Source organism: Thalassospira lucentensis, from assembly GCF_050516545.1.
Classification (GTDB): domain Bacteria; phylum Pseudomonadota; class Alphaproteobacteria; order Rhodospirillales; family Thalassospiraceae; genus Thalassospira; species Thalassospira lucentensis_C.
The window spans coordinates 2,252,632-2,276,265 of record NZ_CP191544.1 but is presented as its reverse complement, the minus strand read 5'-3'; the positions used below and the strand labels follow the sequence as shown (position 1 = coordinate 2,276,265).

The 23,634-nt window shown below is 45.6% G+C and carries 21 protein-coding genes; 15 read left to right on the top strand and 6 right to left on the bottom strand.

Annotated elements, in window-relative coordinates; translation table 11 throughout:
• Window positions 1–2 precede the first annotated feature (2 nt).
• Genes ACQ0MK_RS10585 through ACQ0MK_RS10565 form a run of 5 tightly spaced genes read right to left on the bottom strand, consistent with a single transcriptional unit; the run spans window position 3 to window position 5,416 of the window.
• Window positions 3–1,283 (bottom strand): N-acetyl sugar amidotransferase, encoded by a 1,281-nt coding sequence (locus tag ACQ0MK_RS10585; protein ID WP_430475984.1) that lies wholly within the window; start codon window positions 1,281–1,283, stop codon window positions 3–5.
• Complete coding sequence (gene hisF, locus ACQ0MK_RS10580; protein ID WP_430475983.1) at window positions 1,280–2,149, bottom strand: imidazole glycerol phosphate synthase subunit HisF; 870 nt, start codon at window positions 2,147–2,149, stop codon at window positions 1,280–1,282. The genes ACQ0MK_RS10585 and hisF overlap by 4 nt, the downstream gene beginning before the upstream one ends.
• Window positions 2,142–2,810, bottom strand: a complete 669-nt coding sequence (gene hisH, locus ACQ0MK_RS10575) for an imidazole glycerol phosphate synthase subunit HisH (RefSeq protein WP_430475982.1) — start codon at window positions 2,808–2,810, stop codon at window positions 2,142–2,144. The genes hisF and hisH overlap by 8 nt, the downstream gene beginning before the upstream one ends.
• Window positions 2,811–2,835: 25 nt before the next feature.
• Entirely contained in the window at window positions 2,836–3,978 is a 1,143-nt protein-coding gene (locus ACQ0MK_RS10570; RefSeq protein WP_430475981.1) for an N-acetyl sugar amidotransferase, read from the bottom strand.
• Window positions 3,979–3,997: 19 nt separating this feature from the next.
• Window positions 3,998–5,416 carry a hypothetical protein gene (locus ACQ0MK_RS10565; RefSeq protein WP_430475980.1) on the bottom strand — a complete coding sequence of 473 codons (1,419 nt, stop codon included), beginning with the start codon at window positions 5,414–5,416 and terminating at the stop codon, window positions 3,998–4,000.
• Window positions 5,417–5,838: 422 nt separating this feature from the next.
• Between ACQ0MK_RS10565 and ACQ0MK_RS10560 the strand changes: the two genes are divergently transcribed.
• From ACQ0MK_RS10560 to ACQ0MK_RS10490, 15 genes are all read left to right on the top strand, one after another.
• Window positions 5,839–6,630, top strand: a complete 792-nt coding sequence (locus tag ACQ0MK_RS10560; RefSeq protein WP_430475979.1) for an FkbM family methyltransferase — start codon at window positions 5,839–5,841, stop codon at window positions 6,628–6,630.
• Between the two features lie 133 nt (window positions 6,631–6,763).
• On the top strand, window positions 6,764–7,573 hold the full coding sequence (locus tag ACQ0MK_RS10555; RefSeq protein ID WP_430475978.1) for an FkbM family methyltransferase: 810 nt from the start codon (window positions 6,764–6,766) through the stop codon (window positions 7,571–7,573).
• Between the two features lie 18 nt (window positions 7,574–7,591).
• Window positions 7,592–8,593, top strand: coding sequence for a UDP-N-acetylglucosamine 4,6-dehydratase (inverting) (gene pseB, locus ACQ0MK_RS10550; protein ID WP_430475977.1), 1,002 nt, complete (start codon window positions 7,592–7,594; stop codon window positions 8,591–8,593).
• Window positions 8,590–9,789: a UDP-4-amino-4,6-dideoxy-N-acetyl-beta-L-altrosamine transaminase gene (gene pseC, locus ACQ0MK_RS10545; RefSeq protein ID WP_430475976.1), complete on the top strand. Its 1,200-nt coding sequence runs from the start codon at window positions 8,590–8,592 to the stop codon at window positions 9,787–9,789. The genes pseB and pseC overlap by 4 nt, the downstream gene beginning before the upstream one ends.
• An 8-nt stretch (window positions 9,790–9,797) precedes the next feature.
• Entirely contained in the window at window positions 9,798–10,664 is an 867-nt protein-coding gene (locus ACQ0MK_RS10540) for an aldo/keto reductase (RefSeq protein WP_430475975.1), read from the top strand.
• Window positions 10,664–11,563, top strand: coding sequence for a Gfo/Idh/MocA family oxidoreductase (locus ACQ0MK_RS10535; protein WP_430475974.1), 900 nt, complete (start codon window positions 10,664–10,666; stop codon window positions 11,561–11,563). Before ACQ0MK_RS10540 ends, ACQ0MK_RS10535 begins: the two co-directional genes overlap by 1 nt.
• Window positions 11,560–12,312 (top strand): SDR family oxidoreductase, encoded by a 753-nt coding sequence (locus ACQ0MK_RS10530; protein ID WP_430475973.1) that lies wholly within the window; start codon window positions 11,560–11,562, stop codon window positions 12,310–12,312. The genes ACQ0MK_RS10535 and ACQ0MK_RS10530 overlap by 4 nt, the downstream gene beginning before the upstream one ends.
• Before the next feature lie 20 nt (window positions 12,313–12,332).
• On the top strand, window positions 12,333–13,022 hold the full coding sequence (locus ACQ0MK_RS10525) for a cytidylyltransferase domain-containing protein (RefSeq protein ID WP_430475972.1): 690 nt from the start codon (window positions 12,333–12,335) through the stop codon (window positions 13,020–13,022).
• Window positions 13,023–13,060: 38 nt separating this feature from the next.
• Window positions 13,061–14,767, top strand: a complete 1,707-nt coding sequence (locus tag ACQ0MK_RS10520; protein WP_430475971.1) for an ABC transporter ATP-binding protein — start codon at window positions 13,061–13,063, stop codon at window positions 14,765–14,767.
• Window positions 14,764–15,804, top strand: coding sequence for a Gfo/Idh/MocA family protein (locus ACQ0MK_RS10515; RefSeq protein ID WP_430475970.1), 1,041 nt, complete (start codon window positions 14,764–14,766; stop codon window positions 15,802–15,804). The genes ACQ0MK_RS10520 and ACQ0MK_RS10515 overlap by 4 nt, the downstream gene beginning before the upstream one ends.
• A gap of 96 nt (window positions 15,805–15,900) precedes the next feature.
• Entirely contained in the window at window positions 15,901–16,617 is a 717-nt protein-coding gene (locus ACQ0MK_RS10510; protein WP_430475969.1) for a cytidylyltransferase domain-containing protein, read from the top strand.
• On the top strand, window positions 16,610–17,908 hold the full coding sequence (locus ACQ0MK_RS10505) for a DegT/DnrJ/EryC1/StrS family aminotransferase (RefSeq protein ID WP_430475968.1): 1,299 nt from the start codon (window positions 16,610–16,612) through the stop codon (window positions 17,906–17,908). The genes ACQ0MK_RS10510 and ACQ0MK_RS10505 overlap by 8 nt, the downstream gene beginning before the upstream one ends.
• Window positions 17,908–18,921, top strand: a complete 1,014-nt coding sequence (locus ACQ0MK_RS10500) for a hypothetical protein (protein ID WP_430475967.1) — start codon at window positions 17,908–17,910, stop codon at window positions 18,919–18,921. Before ACQ0MK_RS10505 ends, ACQ0MK_RS10500 begins: the two co-directional genes overlap by 1 nt.
• Window positions 18,918–20,531, top strand: coding sequence for a hypothetical protein (locus ACQ0MK_RS10495; protein WP_430475966.1), 1,614 nt, complete (start codon window positions 18,918–18,920; stop codon window positions 20,529–20,531). Before ACQ0MK_RS10500 ends, ACQ0MK_RS10495 begins: the two co-directional genes overlap by 4 nt.
• An 11-nt stretch (window positions 20,532–20,542) precedes the next feature.
• Entirely contained in the window at window positions 20,543–21,613 is a 1,071-nt protein-coding gene (locus tag ACQ0MK_RS10490; RefSeq protein WP_430475965.1) for a radical SAM/SPASM domain-containing protein, read from the top strand.
• Between the two features lie 9 nt (window positions 21,614–21,622).
• Here the strand turns inward: ACQ0MK_RS10490 and ACQ0MK_RS10485 are convergent, their stop codons facing one another.
• The gene (locus tag ACQ0MK_RS10485) at window positions 21,623–23,434 is read right to left on the bottom strand and encodes a hypothetical protein (RefSeq protein WP_430475964.1); all 1,812 of its coding nucleotides are present in this window, start codon (window positions 23,432–23,434) and stop codon (window positions 21,623–21,625) included.
• Window positions 23,435–23,634 lie beyond the last annotated feature (200 nt).

Below are 23,634 nucleotides of genomic sequence, written 5' to 3'. Positions count from 1 at the left end.
TCCTACCTGTCCCAAGAGGGTGCTTTTTGGCCATCGACATAACCGCGTTGCAATATTGATGGTTCCGTTTCGGCGATATCAGGGTTGCGAGATTGTCGTATTGGAAATTGCCAATCGTCACCGCTTGTTTTTAATCGCTGCTCATCTAAGTTGTCGGGCGCGGAAGCGGTAATAGCAGATTCATGTAGATTCCATGCACCCCCTACTGAGCTGCTCCATAAACTCTGGTTTCGATGCTTTTCAAGTTCTTGCATCAAGCTTGGCTCGGATATGCCGAGCCATCGGGCAAAGATGGCACTATCATCAGGGACAATGTCTTGATATTTCGCGACTTGGGAAATGCCTTGCTCTCTCGTCATGCGGCGCAAACGGATTTCTCTACTCGCATGGTCACTGACCTTTCCGTAGCCATGCTTCAACAATTTAATATAATCATGAAGCCCACTATAAAAGGCACAATCTACATGATTATAGTGATCAAACGTACGTTTTTGAGCGCCGGTTTCAAAGCCGTGACGTTGGATCATTTCTTCATGTTGGGCTTTGGAATCCCATCGGATATAGTTACCTAAATAGATGCCGCGCACTCCGACCTGATGTAACTCGTGATCATTAGGGTAGAACAAGGGAGCAAGCATACGTTCAGGTAGGCCGTCGGCTTCGTTTACAAGATCTTCAGCTTCGACCCCCATCAGATCGTGATCTTTACGATACTTCCGAGTCATCTCAACTTCATCGGTATGCGAAAACATACCGACCTGATCTAATCCTTGATGGGCACCCCAGATGATTAGGGGAATTTGGTGACGGACAGCCATTTGAACAGGAAAAACAGAATGCCCCGCAAGGCAATGCCAGTAGATGCTACCTAGTTTGTCAATTGTCTTTTCAGTGATACGCCGAAGAGATTCCTTGCCAAGTATCATTGTATGGCAATCCAAATCGAAGACGGTGCGTAAATAAGACATATTACGATGGCCTCGGTCGACCATGTAATGGGTGTTGTAGGATACGAGCAGCGGGTTGAGTTTTAACTTTCTCCGAATAGTATCTACAATAAACCACGAATCCCTTGCTCCTGAAACAGGCACTATACAATCATACTGCCGGTTGTTACGGCTTCTATAGGCATCGGTGATGCTGCGAAGACGGGCAAACCTTAAATCCCAGTCTAGCTCATCTTTTTCTTCGTGGATACGGCAACCACTACACACGCCGTCAGCGTCAAATATCAGACCAAGAGGATGATTTTCTGGATAGAGGCATCGAGTACAGAACTTCATATCATTTCTTCCGCAGGATGAATGAAGCGCGCCTGCATCAGGCTTTCTTCAGTATATTTTCTAAGTCTGCCGCGTTCTGAAAGGCAGCTTCTATTGTAACTGATTGGTAAGTCTTGACGCAGTTGGGCGTCGCTGTCTAGAAGCATGGAGCGAACGAGAAATAAGCTATGTTCGGTATAGTGGAGCATATTGCCAATAGCCGCGGCGGATACGCCATCAATTGCCAAAACATTCGCTACATCAATCGGTTGTCCTGCTCCACCCATAGCTATTACCGGAACACTAGCTCGTTTAGCCAATAATTTGAGAAGAGAAAGGTCATACCCATTTCTTCGACCATCTCTATCTACCGAATTTATAAGCAGTTCACCTGCTCCGAATTTTTGCAATTGTTCAATATACTCTTCAGGACTGAGTGGCGCGATAGATCCGTCCTTGTCGCGAATGGTATAACTCCCAGTCCTGTCTGCGACGATATCCATGGCTCCAATTACAGCTTGTTGTCCTAGCACGACTGCCGTTTCGGCTATCAGTTGCGGGCGGTCAAGGGCATGTTGGTTGATTGCCACTTTGTCCGCTCCTTCATGGACTGCTCGGATGGCGTCGTCAGCGTTGCGAATGCCTCCTGCATATCCGAGAGGAACAAAAGTTTGTCCTGCGATACGCTGGATCAAATTGAAATCCGGCCCGTTTCCGTGGTGGCGAGCGGAGATATCGACAAGGAAAATTTCGTCAGCCCCCCAGCGATAAAAATATTCTGCTGTGATCACAGGGTCCCCAACGGGAAGATAACGATTGAACCCGATCGATTGGACGGAAAGTCCGTCCTTTACTAGGATTACAGCAATCAAGCGGTTCTTAAGCATGTTCCGGAAGGCTCCCGTTCTCTGCCTCGGTGTGCAATCCATCATTGGCGAATGAGAGGAATTTTTTAACCAGTCTCAATCCGTTTAAATGGCTTTTTTCCGGATGAAATTGAGTTCCAAAAATATTATCTTTCCAGATTGCTGCCGTTACCCGTTTTCCGTAAAGAGTTGTTCCAACAACATGAGCGTCAGTTTCCGAAAACACAAAACTGTGGTCGAAATAATAATGGCCGTCAATAAAAGACAACGTCCTTGGAGCTGTATCGGGGAGCGTCCACTCTACCTCGTTCCAACCAACATGAGGTAAAGGCAGGTTTTGGATGTTTTCCATTCGCGTTACGCTTCCCTTGACCAAACCTAACCCACGGCAAGCCTGAGGCTCCATACCGGTTTCTGCAAATATTTGCATGCCGAGGCATATACCGAATACCGGAATTTTTCTCTGGTTTGCAGCGTGTCGAATTGCGTCCCCAAGACCACTTCTTTCTAGCCGCCGCATAGCTTCTTCAAAAGAGCCAACACCAGCTAGTATCAGAATTTCAGCTTTTTGAATTTGGGGGGCTGTTTCTATGATTTGGCATGGCGCTCCAAGCCTAGCAAAGGCATTGGCCAGCGACGTTATGTTTCCTGTGCCATAGTCAAGAATGGAAACGATTTTCATTGCAGGCTCCGGTTATCACTGTTGATTAGGAATCATTGGATCGATAAATAGTCTCTTTCAATTCCCATTCGCCGTGATTGTTAAGGTGCCACAAGTCCTTGTTACGATATGACGCGATCAGGGCATCAAGTTCTGATCGTGGTATTTCTAAATAATCGGCCAGTTTGCTCATATATATCTCGTTGCATTTTCCGTCATATTTGCGAACGAGCTCAATGCCCTCTTCTCGGCTGATTAGTCCGTGTCGGATCTTAACGCTTGCCTGTTGAGTGACCTTGCCGTAGCCAAGTTTTAAATACTTAAAGAATTGGTTGATATGGACAAACTCTTCATCCAAGGCATCTGCTGGATTGATAGATCCTGTCCATTCCGGGTCGGCGTCTTCAGCAATCCTCGGTTCAAGTCCGTTATTGAGAGCAAACTCGGTATTTGCGATGTCGTTGAAATCACGCATGAAATACCCGAGATATACAATACGGATGTTTGCTTTATCGAACTCCCATTCATCAGGGTAGCAATAAGGGAAAAGCTCGTTTATGCGGACCCCCGCAGGAAGCCAATCTGCGACTTTGGCCCCTCCCAGTGTATTATGGCTGCGCTGGTTGTTGGCGTCGCTGTCAAAGCTACCGACCCTGCCGCCAAAGGTAAGGCTGGGGTTCTCACCAAGAAAAATAAGTGGGATACCATAGGATATGGCTGTCTGGGGTAGGGTCGCATAAAGAGCGAGTTCTGTGGCTCGGAACAGGTTGCCGTGTTGATGTAATGAATAGTTCATTAGCTTCTTAGATACGATGGGGGCAGGCGATACTACATGCAGATCGAAGCCGCATTCGGCAAGGTTTGCTAAATTATGAGCCCCACGCTCCGTCATTTCTTCGGGCGGGTAAGTGCAGCAGACTAGAAGCGGGTTCAGGCCTAGCTCATCCCGGACATAAAATGCCTGCCGAGTGCTATCTTTTCCGCCGCTGACACCGACGATACAATCATAGTGACTGTGGCTGTGGTCCCTTCCCCATTGTCCTATACGGTGAAGTTCTTTCACCCGCTCATTCCAATCAATGTCCCCCATTGTCTCTGCTACGCGGCAGGGGAGGCATACACCTTCTTGGTCAAATACTGCATCTGGCCAAGTGTCGGGGGTTAGGCATCGTTTGCAGTAACCAATCACTTTTGCTCTCTTTATTTTTTTAAAGACTATCTATCAACGCATCAACGGCTTTGCCAACTTGGTCATCGTTGTAGCTTTCAAGATTGAGTGTATCAAATTTTCCCATGTCAATGGAGAGCTGTTCAAGAGCTGAGGCTAATTTAGCACCATCAGTGCGAGCTTTGTCCATATCTATATGCCCGTCAAATATATGAACAAGAAACTCTCGAACTTGACTCTCTCGCTTTACAGTAAGGACGTGGTCAAGAAAGTCATAATTGTTATGTAGCCCAAAGCTTATTACCGGTACTCCGGCCAATGCGGCTTCTAGGTTGGCAGTTCCCGAAATATTTGCAACGGCGTCTGCTTCTTGGGCGACTTTCCAACCTGGTTCGCGAGGGTCCATCAATTCGACATTTTTCAGCAAATCAAGAGTTCTGTAGAAGTCTCGCGGACGGCGACCGTAAGAATACACTGCTTCCTTGACAACCAACGTAACATCTGCAGGCAAATCACGGGATATTTTCGCAATAGTCTCAAGTTGATAAAAGTATTCAGGTGACATCGCTTGTAGAGAATATTCAGGTTCAGTCTGTAATGGAAAGTAAATGAATTTTCTGTTTTTTAAGTCACTTAGCGTCAAGGTATGATTTTTAATTATTTTCTTTTGCGTGCAGTAGTAATTTACGTAGTAATTTATGCGTTCAGATAGATAATATTGGCTTGAGTCGTCGTATTTTTTGTATTTGACATAAATAAATCTATGCAAGGCATTGAAAATGTTTTTTATCAGTAGTATTTCGGGCGATAATGATTTGTAGCGTGTCTTGCTTATGACGTCTTGATAGTATTGCTGGTTCATATTAACATCTTCTGATGTCTTAATCGTTTTATAATGATCTTCAATACGAGGGAACTCAATGAATTCGTTCTCCGCCCAAAAGTAAAAGTTCTTATACCTAGTGGCGTAAAAATACCTAAATGGAATACCGTGCTTACGTGCTACGACAGCTTCTACCTTAAGGTGATTGATGAATAGTGATATGTTCTTTTCTTTGATTTCTTGCTCCCAAAAATCAATAGCTTCACTGAAGGCGTGAAGTGATTGTGTCTGAGTAGCGTGCTTCGCTGCTGGAGATAGGGGGTGGTTCACACCGCCAAGCGAATATCCTAAGCCAGTTTCGCGACGATGCATGTACATGACGCCAAATGGGGTATCGTATTTTTGCTCCTGTTTTTTGGCTCTGTCTTGGACTGCTTGTTGGTTGAGGTTTGTTTTAAGGAGGTTTTTGCCAAAAACATCGTACACGACAATTTCATCAATTAAGTGGTCGTCAACATGCTTGCTATAGGATTTTACGCCTTCTGCTGTTCCTACATAGATAATTGTATAGTAGCCATAGCGCTGTTTTAGATGCCTTAGCATTGCCAAGTTCAGGCGAGAAACTTCGGCCTGCATGAACAGTGCCACTGACTTCTTGTGAAGGTGTTTGTGGGTCATTTAAATGAGCTGTGTCCAGGCAATGATCAGGGGGTGAATCGGGGCAAATCCGTATGACGATATTTTTCTTGCTGTCTAGTTTCTGTAGCACCCGATTTATCGAGGTTTCTAGAATATATAAAGGTATGGGTCAACGATTTATCTTTTACAGTGTTTGTGCCATCTAGGAACAAGATATTCAGGAAATCATCTTGGTCAAATAGGTTGAATTTGATGGCGACACTGCATATTGTCGCTGCTTATGAACAACTTGGTTTAGAGGGGCAACGTCGCCCTTGTTTCATGTGTGTTGTAACAAACATTAGATTTGAGAGTTATTTGTAATGCCGGGTACCATTACTGCCCGATTGCGGCACCTGCGCCATGGAAAGTTAAAGTTCATGTCCCCAGTTTGGCTGGTTATGGGGAAGATGTTTCGATTTGGAGTAAAGAGCTTTGCCGGTAAGGCTAAGGTTAGCCAAATGATCGGAGCGTATGGACCTTTCAAGCTGTCTGCTTATTTCGCATTTTCTAATTTTGAAGCTTGGGGAGGTGGGCATAACAATGGTTTTGTGGCCACTGTCGAAGCTTGTCGAGGTAAAACATGTTTTCTGGATGTAGGCGGACATATCGGTCTTGTTACCTTGCCGGTGGCCAGCGTTTTAGCGCCAGGAGCCAAAATATTTGCCTTTGAGCCTAGTCAGGTAAATGCAGTCTGTTTGCGGCAGCATGCTCAGTGGAATGGTTTTGATAACGTCACAGTTATTGAGGCTCTGGTTGGTGATGAAACTATGCTAATGCGCTTTTTCGAAAGCCCTGAAGTCTCTGGGCAAAATGCGCAGGTTGTGAAAAAGAATCCTGCCGCTTACCAAGAAGTAGAGCGTCAGCAGATAACGCTTGATGACTTTTGTAATGAACGTCGACTTGTTCCGGATGTCATCAAAATTGATGTTGAGGGGGCGGAAGTCAAAGTTCTCGCGGGTGCACGGGAACTACTTCGTAAGCACAAGCCAACGATCCTTTTGAGTGTACATCCTTTTGAAATAGGATTAATGGGGGAGAGTATTGAGAATCTAACGAGTCTTATTGATTCCCTAGGGTACAAATGTACAGAAATTGACGGTGCGCCTGTGCAAGAGTTTCGCCTGTCAGAATATTTGCTAACACCTGAGAAAGTTCCAGAAATTGTTTAATAGTGTTTTTTCCACCCTATCGGATAGGGGGGCTCCTGCTCTAATCCGGGCTGTGTACGGGCATTTTTACAGCCTGTTTTATCGTAAAGTATTGCGTAGGCGATTTGTGTGTCGGCCAGTCTATGATTACCGCATGTGGCTCGACCTAGAGGACAGAGGAATTTCACGGACATTGGTTTTGTTCGGTGAAAGGGAAATCGAACACAAGCGCATGCTTGAAATGATTCTCAAACCAGGTGTCAGGATTTTCGATATTGGTGCTAACATTGGCTATTATGCCATTATGGAAAGTAAGAAAATAGGAGAGGATGGGCACATCTTGGCAATAGAGCCATCTCCCTCCAATGTTAAGCTTCTAAAGCGTAATTTGGAGCTTAACGCGGTCACTCACATAACGGTCCGTGAAGGTGCCGTCTCGGATACTGTTGGTACGAAACAGTTTCACCTTGCCCATCAAAGCAATCTCAATACTTTTCACAATAGTGGTAGTGGAGTAGAGCACCTCAATGGAGAATCTATTGATGTTCAGACCTACGCGTTGCCGCAGTTGGTCGATGAGTATGGTGCTCCAGATTTGATCCGTATGGATGTAGAAGGTCATGAGGTTGCCATCCTGCGCGGATTAGTGGAAACATTGAAGGCTGGTACAGCTAAGCCTCAGGTCATTTTTGAAACTCATTTGTCACGTTATCATGGCGATAACGCCTTTGCTCCTGTGCTGCGAGAGTTGTTTGATTTGGGGTATACTGTTCCGTTGGCGGCATCGTCTTGGGAGGCGGGAAGCAAAATTGTCGATAGTAAAGGTTACAAAGCAATTGAAACTGTAAAATCTGACGCCGTTTCAAGAAATATTTACAAGGACATCTCCTGCGAGGACGCGATCAGTCTGATATGCCACGAGGGGGGCTTGCGTACGGTGTTGCTTGCTCCTTCTGCATTATAAAAAACGTTGGATCGAAAAATGTTCAATAATAAGTCTATTTTGATTACAGGCGGGACAGGGTCATTTGGCAAAAAATATGTGGAAACGATTCTAAGTCGCTATAAACCCGCTAGATTGATTGTATATTCCCGCGATGAGTTGAAACAGTATGAAATGGAGCAGCAATTTAACGACAATTGCATGCGTTATTTCATCGGAGACGTACGTGATGGCGAGCGGCTAGATATGGCAACTCGTGATGTGGATTTTATTATTCATGCAGCCGCGCTCAAGCAAGTCCCCGCTGCGGAATACAATCCGATGGAAGCTATCAATACGAATATCCACGGTGCAGAAAATGTCATCAAATCGTCGCTTAAAAATGGCGTGGAAAAAGTCATTGCGTTGTCAACGGATAAGGCTGCAAATCCAATTAACCTTTATGGGGCGACCAAGTTGGCTTCAGACAAGCTGTTTGTTGCAGCCAATAATCTGAGTGGCTTCAATGGAACCAGGTTTTCTGTTGTACGCTATGGCAACGTTGTCGGTTCAAGGGGGTCTGTGGTTCCATTTTTTCGGAAACTGATTGCGGAGAACACGGACCATTTGCCAATTACGGACAAGGACATGACGCGTTTCTGGATCACGTTGCAAAACGGGGTTGATTTTGTGCTTAAGAACTTCGAGCGGATGCATGGCGGTGAAGTCTTCGTTCCCAAAATCCCGTCTGTTAGAATTAGCGATCTAGCTGAAGCAATGGCACCAAACCTTCCCGTGAAGTTTGTTGGTATTCGGCCAGGTGAGAAATTGCATGAAGCGATGTGTCCTTTGGATGATTCTCATCTAACTCTTGAATTCAAAGATCACTTTGTCATTCAGCCAACAATCCAGTTCTATGGTTCTCCCCACGACTACTCTTTGAATAAACTAGGGGAGAAAGGTCAGCCCGTTGAGCGGAGATTTGAATATGTTTCTGGCAGCAATGACTGGTTCCTGTCAGTTGAGGAGATCGCTCAGCTGAACAAAGAGCTGAACCTATGATCCCATATGGCCGTCATCATATTGATAACGACGACATTGAAGCAGTGATAGCTGCTTTAAAAAGTGATTCTTTGACAGGTGGAGCATGGGTCGGTCAGTTTGAGGAGGACTTGGCTCGTTTCACATCCGCTCGAAATGCGGTCGTTTGTAATAGTGGCACTGCAGCCCTACATTTGGCACTCATGGCGCTGGATATAGGGGCTGGAGATGTAATAGTTGTGCCTTCTTTGACATTCTTGGCAACTGCTAATGCCGGTATTTATGTCGGCGCGGACGTCAAATTCGCTGATGTAGATCCAGAAACAGGTCTTCTTACTTCTGAAACCCTTAATGCAGCCTTGAGGGAGCTTCCTGCCGAAAGGGTTAAAGCAGTATTACCAGTCCACTTGAACGGTGCTATGTCCGATGTGCGTTCCACCAGCTTGCCTTCGGGCATGGGGCATGTCGCTATTGTAGAAGATGCTTGTCACGCAATCGGTGGTACATACTCTGGATCTGATATACTCGTTGGATCCGCGCCTTGGGCAGCGATGACCTGTTTTTCTTTTCACCCAGTAAAAACTATTGCTATGGGCGAGGGGGGAGCGATAACAACAGAATCTGACGACCTCGCAGAACGATTGCGTCTGCTGCGAAATCATGGAATGGAGCGTGATGCCGCACGCTTTGTTATGCCAGACCAAGGTGTCGATTCTGTAGGAAAACCATTTCCTTGGTTCTATGAAATGGCGACAGTTGGTTATAATTATAGAGCCAGTGATCTTCATTGTGCTCTTGGCACAAGTCAGTTGAAAAAGGCTCCGGGTTTCCTCGCAAGGCGCCGAGAACTCGCCTGTCGCTACAATGACTTGATTGGTGAGCTTGCTCCAATTGTCAAGCCAGTTCCGCGATCTGCGCCTGACGGAGATGGGTGGCATCTCTTCTCCGTCCATATTGATTTCCATGCTGTGGGAAAGCCCCGTGAACAAGTAATGCAGGAGCTACGTGAACGCGGCATCGGGAGCCAAGTTCATTACCTGCCAGTACACAGGCAACCATTCTATCAACAAAAATACGGGAAACAGCATTTACCCGGTGCTGACTCCTATTACCAGAAACAACTTTCTTTGCCTCTTTTCCCGGCAATGGAAGACACTGATGTTGATCGTGTTCTGGAAGCCCTTGCTCAGGTTTTGAATCTGCGGGCAGTCGTATGAGCGCAGTGATGGCGATTGGAACAGCGCAGTTTGGTATGGATTACGGTATTAGCAATGAAACCGGCAAGCTTTCGTCCAAGGAGACCAAAGATGTTCTTGACCGGGCAAGAGCAGCAGGTATTGGAATTCTGGATACAGCGCCTGCATATGGTGCAAGCGAACGGATTCTTGCGGGTTTTCGTCTGGACGGCTTTTCCGTCATCACAAAGACGATCCACTTGCCATCTGATGCGGCTAGCCAGTCCGAACTGGAGCTCGAGAAAATCGTACGTGCTGGTTTAGACAGATCCTTGGAGCTATTGGGGGCTGTTGATGGTATGTTAGTTCATCAATACTCTGATCTAATGGGGACCTTTGGTCCACGATTTTGGGATATTTTGACAGAGTACCGGGGAGCAGGTCTTGTCCGGAGGATTGGCATGTCAATCTATGACGGAGAGCAAATTGATCACCTGCTAAGTCATTTTGATGTCGATCTTGTTCAATTACCCTTTAACATCCTTGATCAGCGGTTGCTGCATAGCGGTCATTTGGGCCGTTTAAAAAATGCGAATGTAGAAATTCATGCAAGATCTCTATTCTTGCAGGGGTTGTTGGTTGATCTCAAAAGTCAGGAACTTGAATATTTCCGTCCATGGAGAAAGTTACTTAATGCTTGGAATAGTTTTGTCGCCGATTCTGGTCGTACATCACAAGACATTGCAATTTCTTTTGCTCGAGGTCAGGAAGAGATTGATGTTGCTGTTATTGGCGTGACTAGCTGTGGCGAACTTGAAGAGTGCTTGCAATCTTTCGAGAGGCCCGTGGTGAGTAATGCCGAAAGTTTGGCTTGTGATGAAGCACAATTGCTGAACCCCGGAAATTGGAAAATCTAATGATTGTTCGACTTGGGGTTATCGGTTTTTCAGAGGGCAATGGTCATCCTTATTCTTGGTCGGCTATTTTCAATGGATACGAACCAGAATACATGAAGGATTGTGATTTCCCGATAATCTCAAAGTATCTAGCGGAACGAAAATGGCCTGATGATCAAATTCAGTCGGGCAGAGTTACTCACATCTGGACTCAGTATCCTGTCTTATCGCGGAAAATAGCTAGATCCTCCAAAATTGATAATATTACTTCTACTCCCGAAGATATGATTGGCGAGGTTGACGCTATTTTGCTGGCTCGGGATGACGCACAAAATCATGCCAAATTTGCTGCCCCCTTTCTTGATGCGGGGGTACCTGTATATCTTGATAAACCGATGGCCCTGTCCATGCGTGATCTCGCCACCCTGCAGTCTCTGTGTAAGTTTGACGGGCAAATATTCTCATGTTCAGCACTGCGCTACGCCAACGAACTGCAACTTAGTGAGAAACAACGGAACGAGATCGGCGACTTACATCGGATCGTTGGCAGAACTCCTAAGAGTTGGGATAAATATGCAGTGCATGTCATTGAACCTGGATTGCAGATGTTGGACCCTGCTGATCAACCGATACGGCATGAGAGACGGTACTACAATAAGGATGCTGTGAGATTGACTTCTCATTGGGAGAGTGGAGTGGAAACCGTTTTCGAAAGCCTTGGTTCTGAGAGCAAAGAAGGAATAAGCTTAGAAGTTGAAGGTGGAAACGGGAAAGTAGTTCTAGAGTTTCACGACAGTTTTTCGGCGTTCCGTTCTGCGTTGCTGGCTTTTATGCGTCAGATCGAAGATCCGCAGACTGACAATAATTTCGGCCTTGTATATCGATCAGTTTCTCTGATTGAAAAGGGGCGGCGTCAATGACTGTTCTGGTTACTGGGGGAACAGGTAAGATAGGTCGGGTTCTGGTAAAGGGGCTGATTGAGGATGGATATCAGGTACTGTTTACCGGGCGTCGAAAGGACCGTGTCCGTGAATTGATATCGTCCCTTGCCGTCAGCAATGATCAAGTCAGCGGTTTAGCGGTCGACTTTACGGAACCACATGCCATTAACATAATTCTTGATTATTGCGATCTCAACAAGGTTTCGATTTCAGGGTTGGTCAACAATGCAAGAAGTCTTGAATATCTGACCATTGAGGACGACGGTAATATTCGTCGGGAAAACTTCATAGGTGAATATCTTGTTGACGTAGTTATTCCTTATGAGTTGTCTATGGCGCTAGTCCGAAAGATGCCGAATTCCCTGAAGAATATTGTAAACATTGGCTCCCAATATGGTCAAGTTGCAGCAAGTCCACGTTTGTATGATGACTATGAGCGGCAATCTCCGTTGCATTATAGTGTAGCTAAGGCAGCGCTCGCTCATTTGACCAGAGAGTTAGCTGTTCGATTGGCTCCAAAGGACATTATGGTCAATACAATTTCTTATGGCGGCATTGAAGGTAGAGTTGACCCTGATTTTCGTCAGAGATATGCGAGTCTTGTACCAATTGGTCGAATGTTGCATGAGGATGAAGTTTATGGTGCAGTACAGTTCTTACTTTCCCAACGCAGTTCTGGGATAACAGGCCAAAATTTGCAAGTTGACGGGGGCTGGACCATATGGTGAGAGCAAGGAGAGTTCTTGCCGTGATTCCTGCACGCGGTGGCTCCAAACGAATTCCTCAAAAGAACATAGTTGACTTTTTGGGCAAGCCAATGCTTGCGTGGACTGTTGAAGCAGCTCTTCAAAGCGGTTGCTTTGATAGAGTATTGGTTAGTACAGACGATCAATCTATTGCAGAAGTTGGTAGACAGGCAGGAGCTGAAGTTCCTTTCCTTCGCGCTGCTGCGGTCGATGATCATGCCCATGTATCAGAAGCTACTCTGTTAGCATTGGGGCAAGCGGAGGAATATTGGCAGGTTACATACGACCTAGTCGTGCAGTTAATGCCCAATTGCCCTCTTCGTGACGCGAAAGCTATCAACAAAGCTGTTGATAGCTTCATCCGCGGTGATCGAGATTTTCAGATTAGTTGCTTTGCCTATGGTTGGTCTAACCCTTGGTGGGCAAACACTCTGTTGGCTGATGGTAGCCCGAGACCAAAGTTTCCAGAAGCAGGTCAGTCGCGATCTCAAGATTTGCCTGAATTGTACTGTCCTACTGGCGCCATCTGGATCGCGCGGGTCCCTGCTTTTCGTAATGCGGGAACATTTTATGGGCCCGGCTACAAGTTCGAGCCTATGCCAATTTGGGCGGCTGCGGATATTGATGAGCCGGATGATTTGACTTTAGCGCGTGTTCTGGCCGCAGGCCGTGCTGCCATAGGAACAATATAAGTATGAAGCTCCCCGGTTATTTTCGGAGGGACCTGAATATGATCAGGCAACTAGTTGCGGTTGCGCCATTACGCCTGATGGTATGTGTGGGACTGTTGCTTATTGCGGGACTTGCAGAAGGTGTCGGTATCGTTGCGCTGTTACCTGTGTTGACCATTGTAACGGAAACAGGCAGTCCCAATGGTCCAGCTACGATTGTGATCAACTTTCTTGAACAAATGGGCGTTCGTCCAAGTTTGGGAGTGCTCTTGGCGATTCTAGTGACGGGTATATTGGTCAAAGCCTTTCTCTTGCTATTGTCTCAGCGTATTGTTGGTTATGCAGCAGCGGATTATGCTTATGAACTGCGCGATCGGTTGCTTAAGGCTCTAAGTTCGGCATCCTGGAGCTATTTTGTTCGTCAGAAAACGGGATCTCTGACCAATGCGCTTATAACCGAAACGGCACAGTCTGCATCTGCCTACAATGCATTGAATAATTTCTTCGCTGTATTGATGCAGGTGTTTGTTTTCGTGATGATGGCCCTTTTGTCGTCTTGGGAAGTGACTTTAGTTGGTCTTGGCGGCGGTTTTTTGATGGTGCTGATTTTAAACCGAGCTGTGGGCCGTGCAAGGGCTGCTGGCGCAAGACAAGCTAACAATATGCAGGCGCTGACTACGCAATTCGCGGACAGTTTGCTGCTGGTTAAGCCGCTGAAAGCCATGGGTATGGCCAATAGGTTGAACGAGGTGGTTAGTCCTGACAGCAAGAAAATCAACATTGCACAACGGGACTTGCTTATCGCTGTTGCATCGCTGAGTGTTTTTCAAGAACCTCTTTTCACTACTCTCCTTGCTGTGGCAATTTACGTTGCCATCAATTTTGGAGGATACGAATTATCTGAATTGTTATTCTATGGCATTTTGTTGCATCGAACCGTAGGAAAAATAGGGCAGATGCAAATCCAGTATCAGAAATTAGTTGCTCAACAACCATATTTCTCATCCCTTCAGAGTATGCTCAAGGCCACGGAAGCTCAGGCTGAGCAGCGAGGAGGGCATCTGCTTCCTCCTATTGTATCAAAAGAAATACGATTTTCTGATGTCAGCTTTGCGTACGATGTAGCTCTAGAAAAAAAATCAGTAGTTACAGTTCTGAATCATATCAACATGATCTTCCCAGCCTATAAGATCTCAATGATTTACGGTCCTTCCGGTAGCGGAAAGAGTACTGCTGTTGACTTGCTGCTAGGGCTGTCTCGTCCCCAATCGGGTGCGATTTTAGTGGACGGTCAGGATCTTGCAGATACAGACTTGCAGGCTTGGCGAGATATTATCGGCTATGTCCCACAAGATTTGTTTCTGCTGAATGATTCCGTTCGGGAAAATGTTGCCCTTGGGAACTCTGGATATAGTGACGGTGACATTTGGCAGGCTTTGAAACAAGCCGATGCGCAGTCGTTTGTACAGCAGATGCCTGACGGGTTGTACAGTTCCGTTGGTGAGCGGGGAAATCTTCTTTCAGGTGGGCAGCGACAGCGAATTTCCCTTGCCAGGGCGTTGTTGCGAAAACCCTCTGTACTGATTCTTGATGAACCTACTTCAGCTCTTGATGCGGGGTCTTCACTGCATTTTGCTGAGACGCTAGAAAAACTAAAAAATCTTGCTACTATAATCATTATCTCACATCAGGAAAGCTTGATTCAGATTGCCGATTACCGCCACGATTTTGGTGTAATGTCGCCTGTGCTGAGGGAAAAGACATGAAGGCAATCATTGTCGGCCTTGGTCGCATTGGCAGCGAGAACGATTGTACAGACTGCGGATATTCCCGAAGCCACGTCGGCGCCCTTTACTTAAATGGGGGGTTCGAATTGGTCGGGGCAGTAGAGACTAACTTTGATAGAGCCTCTGCAGCACGTCAGCAATGGTGTTGGCCCTCGGATTTTCCGATTTCAGAAAGTCTGACTACATTTCAGGGGGCTGAGCCAGAACTTGTGGTTTTGGCCACAGGTCCGAATGGCCGGGCTGATCTTGTACGACAGGCAATAGAACTTTCCCCACGCCTCATCCTCATTGAAAAGCCAGTCACAACAAGCCTAGCCGAGGCGGTTGAGATTAACCAACATCTGGAAAAGGCAGGTATTGCAAGTCAGGTGATGTTTCATCGCCACTATGATCCACGACATTTGGCCTTGAAGGCGGAACTTGGCAAAAGTAGACCTCTTTTTGTACAGGCTCGCTACAACAAGGGGCTTTTCAATTATGGTAGTCATATGCTGGATCTATTACAAAGCCTGTGCGGATCAATAACGACAGTTCGTCATATACCTATGGAACGGGACGTTTCGGAAACTATTGATCCGTCTTTGTCTTTTCATTGCAGCTTTGCAGCCGGAGGATCCGCTACGGTGCAAGGTATGGATAGAGTGCCCTATGACCAGTTTGAAATGGATTTATTTTTCAGCGATAAAGTCATTCAGGTTAATAATGGGGGCTGCGAAATCCTAACTAGGCAAGTCACTGCAGATCTTTACTATCCGGGGTATGCTCATATGGCTCATCCTGAAACTCTGCAAACTGTTGCGGACTTAACTTCAGGCCCTGTGAGAGGTTTTGACGGTCTTTATTCCGCAATTGCCAAGTTTCTTGAGTATGGCAAAAGTTTGTCTGGGTGTGATATGGGGGGCGCTGTTATTATTCAAGCAATCCTAGAAGCAGTTAAGGAGTCTGCTAGTCGGAAAGGTCAGGAAATTTCTGTTGAGGACGTTTTGCCGCCGGGTAATCATCATTTTTCGATGTGATGCGGTACAGTTCAAGCTGCTGCAGACGACTGGTAAGTCATGATACTGTGATGTCTGTACAAAGTTCATATTGGTTCAGTCTTCTTGGAATTGAGTATGAAAAAACGTATTTTTGGGCTGGTTCAGGCACGAATGGGTTCCAGCCGATTGCCTGGAAAAGTTATGAAACCACTGCAGGGGAGTCCGTTGATCGGCCATATATTTGATCGACTTGGAATGCTGCAGGGATTGGAAGGCGTCATTCTGGCTACTACGTCTGATCGACGAAACTATCCGCTTGTTAAGTATGCAATGGAACGCGGAGTTGTTGTCCATCAAGAGACAGCAGAAGATGATATTACCGGACGCCTGTATCATGCCGCACACGCCGTCGGTGCAGATGCCATTTTGAAGGTTAACGCCGATTGTCCGCTTGTGGACATTCGTATTATGCAGGACCTTTTGAACAAGTTCTTTGATCAACCGGACATACATTATGTTTCGAACAAAATAGAATGGACTTGGCCAGAAGGTATGAGTGTTGAAGTTATCGCAACTTCTGCTCTTTCTTGGTGTAATGATCATCTTAAAAATGCCGTCGATAGGGAACTGGTTTGCAACTGGATCCGTGATCATAAAGACAAGTTTTCTCAGTTTTCAGTCGTAAGTCCTTTTAATTGGTATACACAGCTTCCTTCATTGGCAGTTGACACTCCCGACGATTTTGTTCTAGTCGAGAAGTTGTTGAAACTTCACGGAAATAGGGGGGAGGCGCTCGCCTTTGAAGCCATTCCTGCTTTGTTGAAAAGAATGAATAGCAAAAACCATGAATAAGCTCAATTTGCCAGCAATTCTAGGCGGCAGCCCGATACGTTCTATTCCTCTTCCGCGTTACAACATGATTGGTGCCGAAGAGAAGGCTGCGGTGATGGATGTTCTCAATAGTGGGGAATTATCCGGTTTCGTTGCGAGTTCAGGTCCTGAGTTCCATGGCGGGGAACAGGTGCAGGCATTGGAAAAGGCCTTTTGCGAGAAGTTTGGCAGTCTGCATGCGATATCTGTAAATTCAGCGACGTCTGGTCTGCATTGCGCCTTGGCGGCCATGGGAATTGGTCCGGGAGATGAGGTTCTCGTCCCTCCATATACTATGTCCGCAAGCGCGACGACTGTACTGTTTACTGGTGCGGTGCCAATTTTTGTCGATGTTGAAGACAGTTATTTCTGTATTGACCCGAAAAGGGTAGAACAAGCGATTACAGCACGAACGAAAGGGATCGTTGCTGTTAATCTTTTTGGTCAATCTGCCAACCTGAATGCTTTGCGAAAGATAGCAGACGAACACAACTTGTTCCTAGTTGAAGACAATGCTCAGGCTCCCGGGGCGTTGCACCATGAAAAGTTCACTGGAACTATTGGCGATGCTGGTGTGTTTAGTTTTAATCGTCACAAGACCATGCAATCAGGTGAAGGTGGTGTAGTCTTAACCAATGATGGCGATCTGGCATTGCGGATGCGATTGATGCGTAATCATGGTGAAGTTGTCGTGGGGGCGATGAATATTTCAAATATTGTCAATACGGTAGGGCTGAATTACCGGATGACAGAAATGGAAGCAGCAGTAGCAAGGGTCCAAGTGTCAAGGTTAGACGCTCTGAATGCACCGAGAATAGCTCTTGCCAACAGGCTTACTGAGGGGCTTCAAACGTTAGATGGCATTATGCCTCCGCAGATTGCCGAGGGTAATACCCACGTTTACTACTTTTATCCGCTGTTATTTGATGCGTCCCAGACAGCCCTTTCAAGAGAACAATTTTGTAAGTCAGTAGAAGCCGAAGGTTTTACCCTAAGAGCCGGTTACGTTAAACCATTGTATCTTGAGCCATTATATCAGCAAAAGATTTGTTTTGGACGAGAAGGTTTCCCATTCTCCGCTAACACAGCAAACAGAGATCTAGTGTATGAAAAGGGGATTTGTCCGGTTGTCGAAGATCTTGCTGAAAACCGGTTGATGGTTACGAACATAACTTATCCGCCGCTAACGATCTCGGATATGGACGATTTCGTCGAAGCTTGCCGACGGGTTCTGGCCCATGCTGAAGAAATTATTGATGCCGGGATTACTTAATGAAACCTATTCTGTTTGTTGTTGGACAGGCTGCTACAGCCGCTTATCTGTTGCCGCTGTGGCGGCGATGGATGAGAGAGGGGAAAAACCGGGAACAAGACTTGGCATGGAACATTGTCATTAATGACGTCGTGGCCAGATACCTTGAACGAGAGAATGTCTCTGACATGCCGATTATTCTTGATCACGCGGACCTGTCCTTGCCAGAAATGTTCTCTCCAAGTGAATATTGTATGGTTATGTCTGCAAGTTTTGCCCCCATCGAACAAAAATATATAAGACGTGCTCGTAAGGAGAACATACCGGTCGCCCGGATCATTGATACTTGGTACGGATATCATCGTCGACTAGTGGAAAGCAGTGAAGAACTTTCCTCTGGGGATAAGGTTCTTGTTATTGACGAATTTGCATTCCAAGAAGCTCTGGCAGAAGGGATAGCTCAAGAATATCTTGAAATAGCGGGACAGCCTGCTTGGGAGAGCATTGTTGAAAAACCGCCCCAGAATATGCGTGATATCCTGTTTATCAGTCAACCAGTAGAACGTTTCTATGGGCAAAGCCTTGGTTACACTGAAAAAAGCGCATGGGAGGAATTTCGAAAGGCAGTCTCGGATTACCCCAACCTTTTTGACAAGGTCTATTTCGCACCTCATCCCGATGATGATATGCAGGCACCTGTGCATGACGACAGAGTTATTGTGGTAACCTCTGGTCTTCAAGCCCTCAACCATGTTGGAACTGTGGTTGGTATGTTTTCATCTTTAGTAACAGATGGCCTTTTGGCAGGGAGGAGAACTATCAGTTTTCAGCCAGATGCTACTGGACTTGATCTTTGCGCGATGGGTCGGGTAGGTATCATCACAAGGGCGACAACCACACAAGAGTTGATTAAAGCACTACAACATAGAGATAATACTCATCTGGAAAGTCTGAAGTCTGTCCTTGTTGGCAGTACAGATCGGCTAGCGGATTTTTGCCGTGAGTTCATCAAAACGGACATGAAGAAGCCATGAACAATATTGCTAACTACGATATTTCAACTATGGTTTTACGTCCGGATGGAGTGGAAGGTTTTTACTGGCCAATTCGGAACGACGAGCTGGTTATTCTTCGGGACCATTTCCTCCAAGGTCTAACTGAATTTGTGCACGGGAATAGTCTTTCGCAAGAAGAGAAAGAAATGGTGATTTGTTTTTTCTCTATCGTAGGAGAAGTAAGTAAAGTTTGGAAAACTCAAACTTTGATCCGCCGTGCAGAATCTGATGGAAAAACGCCTGTCTTTCCGAGCGTCGCAGCATTTTCAAATGCATTGAATTGCGGCCAGAAATTTCATTCAAACAGCGTCCATCAATTGCTGGTAAAAGGTCTTCCTGAACAGCCTGAATGGAAACAATGGTTGCGTTGTTTTCGCAGCATGTGGAAACGTGAACCTCTTCCCCAGTCCTGTCTTTCCTTTGTCGACCTGAAACAGGATACTGTTTCGATTGCAACGGGTCAAACCATAAGACTTCATGCCGAAAAGACTGATGAGCCGGTGAAATACTTGCCGTTGCGATATTGGTTTAGTCCGCTCACAGCACAAGAACTCAATTTTGATAATGCTCGATATAAGGACATTGCAGAATCTATTGTCAATATAGCTTCAAAGTCCTTTGAAGAAACGGGTGAAGCTCTTTCTGAGACTGGGCGTGACTACTTACTATGGTGGTTGTGTCAAGTATATGCCTATGGTCAGGGGTATCTGAACCGCATATCGCGCAAACCCGACACCATCCCTTTGAAACTCTGGCGCGGGACAGGAGGCTTGTTTTGGGGGCGTCTGTTAAGTATTGCAACACGCAGGGCAGGCGGCACGGTCACGGGGCATGATCATTCTCATGGTCAAGGAGCTTGGAAAAGTAGCAGTGATAGCTTAGTAGAATATCCATTTTGCGATGAGTTCTATGTGCATACTGATTTGCAAGTGGAAATGTCTAAGCGAAATTTGCGCGAAGAATATTGTTTCCCTGTTGTTCCTGTTCTCAAATCATTGGCGCCAAGTGTATCGGTCAATAAAGGCTACAACAAATACACGAAGCGGAACCCTTCCCCGAGGAAAGTACTGTCGGAGATTAAACATCCTAAGATTATGTATGTTGCAACGTTATATAATCCAGAGATGGTGAATTTTTCTCCTTTGGTACCTATGCAGATAATGGTTGATTGGGAAGCACGGCTTTTTGCGAAGTTTGTATCGTGGGGGTGGAGGGTTATTTATAAGCCTCATCCAGAGAGTAGTATAATGCCGTCCAATGTACTTTGGGAGCATCCCATGATTACTTTGGAAAATCGAAGATTTGAATCTGTCTGCAATGATTGTGACATGTTATGGTTCGCTCAGTCTAATTCATCTTCATTCTTACATGCTTTATACAGCGATAAACCTATTACCATAGCAAATACCGATCACAATCCTTGGCACGAAGAAGCCAAAAATTTGGTTGAGAAACGGTGTGTTCTGGCAAGCATTGACATGGATGAGAGTGGTCGCTTTATGACGGATTGGCACCGACTGCGCCAGGAGATTGAAGACAGCTTTAGTCGGACAGGTAATTTGTTCCGTGACGCGTTTTTTTTACGATAAATCAGGAAAAGATGATGACCGGAAACGGGAATGATCGCAAAAATTCATTGCTGAAAAGATTTAGCAATCAATATATTAAATCGAAAACTGGATCAGTGTTAACCACATTGCCGCCAGTGCCAAAAAACATGATGGTAGAGCTGTCAAATGCTTGCAATCATGCGTGTATTTTTTGCACTAGTCCAAACATGACCCGAAAGATTTCCCGTATCAATAGTGGGTTGCTGGACGACATTATGCGCCAAGGGCGTGAAATCGGCGTTGACGAAATCGGGTTCTATACGACGGGTGAGCCTTTCGTGCACAAGGATCTAGAAAAATTCATCGCGCGGGCTAGCGAGTTGGGATATCGGTATATTTACATATCCACCAATGGTGCCCTAGCGACACCTGACAGGGCAAAGAAAGCGATTGATGCAGGGTTGAACAGCATTAAATTCTCGATCAATGCGGGGACAAAAGAGGCGTATAAACTCGTTCATGGATATGACGACTGGGACAAGGTCATGTCCAATCTGAAGTTCATTTCATCGTATCGGAAAGAAATAGACCGTCCTTTAAATTTGTTCGTAACGTATATTGTTACCAAGCAAAGTGCCCCCCAGATGGAGGTGTTCAAAGAAGAAGTTTCCCATCTAGTTGATGAGATACTTTTTCACCCAGTGCATAATCAATCCGGCCAAATGAATGATACTAAAGATAAACTGAGCGTTGAACAGGCTCAAAAATCATTCAAAACGGACAATATATGTATGATGCCTTTTAATCGCCTGCATGTAACATGCGAAGGTTTTCTTACGCTTTGTTGTGTGGACTACCAAAACTACTTGGTCGTTGGTGATTTGCAAAAACAGAGTCTTCTGGACGCTTGGAGTAGTCCTGTTTTTCAAGATATGCGGCAGCGTCATCTGGATCAGAATCTAAAAGGAACTTTGTGTGGAAATTGCTGGCTCGGTTGCAAAGATAAAATCGATCCGGTGACACCAGAAGCCGCGACCATTCTTGAAATGCCGAACTTTTACGAGGAAACGGCGGAAAAAGTCCAGGAACGCATTGAAGGAAAATCGAAAAAATATAGCTAAAGATATTAATTAATTTGGTGAGTAGAAACATTTACTTGGTAAATCTACTCTACATATTCTTTCGGCACTGAAAAATGAGCCGGATTGTTTGGATACACAGGCAATCAGGTTTTCGTTGCTGTTTAGCAATGGTCCGTCCCAGTGGAACCATCTGAGTCCTTTGTTAAAAGGGGAAGCTACCCCAAAATCAAAAAATAGTTGTCCGGTGCTGGCTTGGCTCAAAGATTCTTTTGATGCGACATGCTTATGTAAGCCATTCACAAATTCTGTCGGTGTGATGTTCTCAGAAAAGGGCCATGTATCATCACTTCCTTTGGTGAGGTTGAGGGCCAATGTTCCTGTACGTGGGGAGATCCATACAGGTTCAGAAGTGCCTACGCAGGGATTGTGGTAATAGGAACCTGGAATAGGAGTAGCTCGACGGTCACCAGATTGAATTAGAAATGTTACACACAAAATCATTGCAACGGCAGCAACTAGTGGAATTTTCCAAGCAAAGTTTGTCGTGAACTCGCCTTCCTTTTCTTTGCCAAAGAAAACCCAAATTTGTTTGGTACCGGTAGCTACCAAAAGAGCATCTACCGGAATGGTGACAGCAAATATCCGGTTACCACCAAAAGGACTTAGGAAAGGAGAAGAAATTAAAATACCGGCTGTTGACCAAGCTAGTAGACCAAAGTGGGGGCGACGGAAATGGCGAATAGAAGACCCAATACCTACGAACCAAGCTAGAATAAAAAATGCCCTTAGTGGTGTCAGCGCTGACTGATCTTCATCGATATAATGCAGCAACAGCTGAAGATGATTAATTCCCCCTTTTATATAGTTTTGTAAAAAGGTGATCGGGTTAGCAACGATGTTGTCGATTGCGATGAGGTAAGCTGCCTTAATTGCATCGACGGTAGCGCCATTTTCAAAAATCTCCGGATGTTCGTTAAATACCCGCAAATAGTTCATCGGCGTTCCCTGAGCATTGCTGGAAAGTGCATAAAGTATATAGGAAAAATTGGACTGTGACTGTTCTACCCCCCCATCTACTAGCCAAGCAATCAATGGAATAAAGGCAAAAGCTGTAGCTATTCCTACTGTGGCTGCAGTTAACACTTTCCAGCATCTGTCAATATTAGTGGAGATCAACCATCCGATCAGTGCCGGGAAAATGAACATTGCACCGCTGCGGGCTTGCATACCAAGGCACAGTAGGAAAAAGACGAGAGCGAGGCACGAAACCTTTGGTCTTTCAGCTTGCTGCCACATTAGTGCGAAGGCGAGGCAACCCAAAATCAAACCGATGTTTTCCGTGAGAGTAAGTCCGTTGCAATACTGTGCCGCAAAAAGGAAAAGTACTAACCATGCTGATATTGTCGCGCTAGTGCCACAGCTACGCCAAATGTGTGAGGTAAAGTACATTACGGCAAGAGATAAAATCACAGCCTGAGTGAGCAATGCCGATGCAAGGTTAGTATTTGAAAGCCAGAGTAATATAGAGAGAAAGACTGAGTAGAAAGGACGCATTGTGCATGCTGGATTGATCGCATCGGAATGAATAAATTCCAGTGCACAAGTATAGTACCCACCTGCATCATTCCAAGGAATTAAGCCGGCGAGAGCATTTGGGTGACTAAACCCACTCCATGATGGGATGATTGTGGTGATTGGGAATGCAATGATCGCTATAGCGACAATCGCCAAACGTTGGGGATAGCTCTGTTCTAAGCTTAAAGCTAGTGTTTCCCGCAAGGAAATGACAATGGCAAAAATTACGCAACCCCAAGATATCAAAACAATAAATGGGTTAAGGATGTTGTCAAAATTTCCCAAGGCGCAGCACATTCGTAGTGTTTATGGTAGGAGAGATTTGATACATATCATAGAATAAACTCTAGGCAATGTGCATTTAGGAGTTCATCCAAATAATTGGTAACGTATGTGTCAATTGATTCTGTGTGTTCAATGTCTATTAAAGATAATTCGTTTTAGAGAACATACAGTTTCCATAAACATTTTACAGCGACGGAAAT

Bases quoted from the DNA above. Each gene is read 5' to 3' on its own strand.
- ACQ0MK_RS10585 (WP_430475984.1), bottom strand. From the start codon at position 1,283: ATGAAGTTCTGTACTCGATGCCTCTATCCAGAAAATCATCCTCTTGGT.
- hisF (WP_430475983.1), bottom strand. From the start codon at position 2,149: ATGCTTAAGAACCGCTTGATTGCTGTAATCCTAGTAAAGGACGGACTT.
- hisH (WP_430475982.1), bottom strand. From the start codon at position 2,810: ATGAAAATCGTTTCCATTCTTGACTATGGCACAGGAAACATAACGTCG.
- ACQ0MK_RS10565 (WP_430475980.1), bottom strand. From the start codon at position 5,416: ATGCAGGCCGAAGTTTCTCGCCTGAACTTGGCAATGCTAAGGCATCTA.
- ACQ0MK_RS10560 (WP_430475979.1), top strand. From the start codon at position 5,839: ATGTCCCCAGTTTGGCTGGTTATGGGGAAGATGTTTCGATTTGGAGTA.
- ACQ0MK_RS10555 (WP_430475978.1), top strand. From the start codon at position 6,764: ATGTGGCTCGACCTAGAGGACAGAGGAATTTCACGGACATTGGTTTTG.
- pseB (WP_430475977.1), top strand. From the start codon at position 7,592: ATGTTCAATAATAAGTCTATTTTGATTACAGGCGGGACAGGGTCATTT.
- pseC (WP_430475976.1), top strand. From the start codon at position 8,590: ATGATCCCATATGGCCGTCATCATATTGATAACGACGACATTGAAGCA.
- ACQ0MK_RS10540 (WP_430475975.1), top strand. From the start codon at position 9,798: ATGGCGATTGGAACAGCGCAGTTTGGTATGGATTACGGTATTAGCAAT.
- ACQ0MK_RS10535 (WP_430475974.1), top strand. From the start codon at position 10,664: ATGATTGTTCGACTTGGGGTTATCGGTTTTTCAGAGGGCAATGGTCAT.
- ACQ0MK_RS10530 (WP_430475973.1), top strand. From the start codon at position 11,560: ATGACTGTTCTGGTTACTGGGGGAACAGGTAAGATAGGTCGGGTTCTG.
- ACQ0MK_RS10520 (WP_430475971.1), top strand. From the start codon at position 13,061: ATGATCAGGCAACTAGTTGCGGTTGCGCCATTACGCCTGATGGTATGT.
- ACQ0MK_RS10515 (WP_430475970.1), top strand. From the start codon at position 14,764: ATGAAGGCAATCATTGTCGGCCTTGGTCGCATTGGCAGCGAGAACGAT.
- ACQ0MK_RS10510 (WP_430475969.1), top strand. From the start codon at position 15,901: ATGAAAAAACGTATTTTTGGGCTGGTTCAGGCACGAATGGGTTCCAGC.
- ACQ0MK_RS10505 (WP_430475968.1), top strand. From the start codon at position 16,610: ATGAATAAGCTCAATTTGCCAGCAATTCTAGGCGGCAGCCCGATACGT.
- ACQ0MK_RS10500 (WP_430475967.1), top strand. From the start codon at position 17,908: ATGAAACCTATTCTGTTTGTTGTTGGACAGGCTGCTACAGCCGCTTAT.
- ACQ0MK_RS10495 (WP_430475966.1), top strand. From the start codon at position 18,918: ATGAACAATATTGCTAACTACGATATTTCAACTATGGTTTTACGTCCG.
- ACQ0MK_RS10490 (WP_430475965.1), top strand. From the start codon at position 20,543: ATGATGACCGGAAACGGGAATGATCGCAAAAATTCATTGCTGAAAAGA.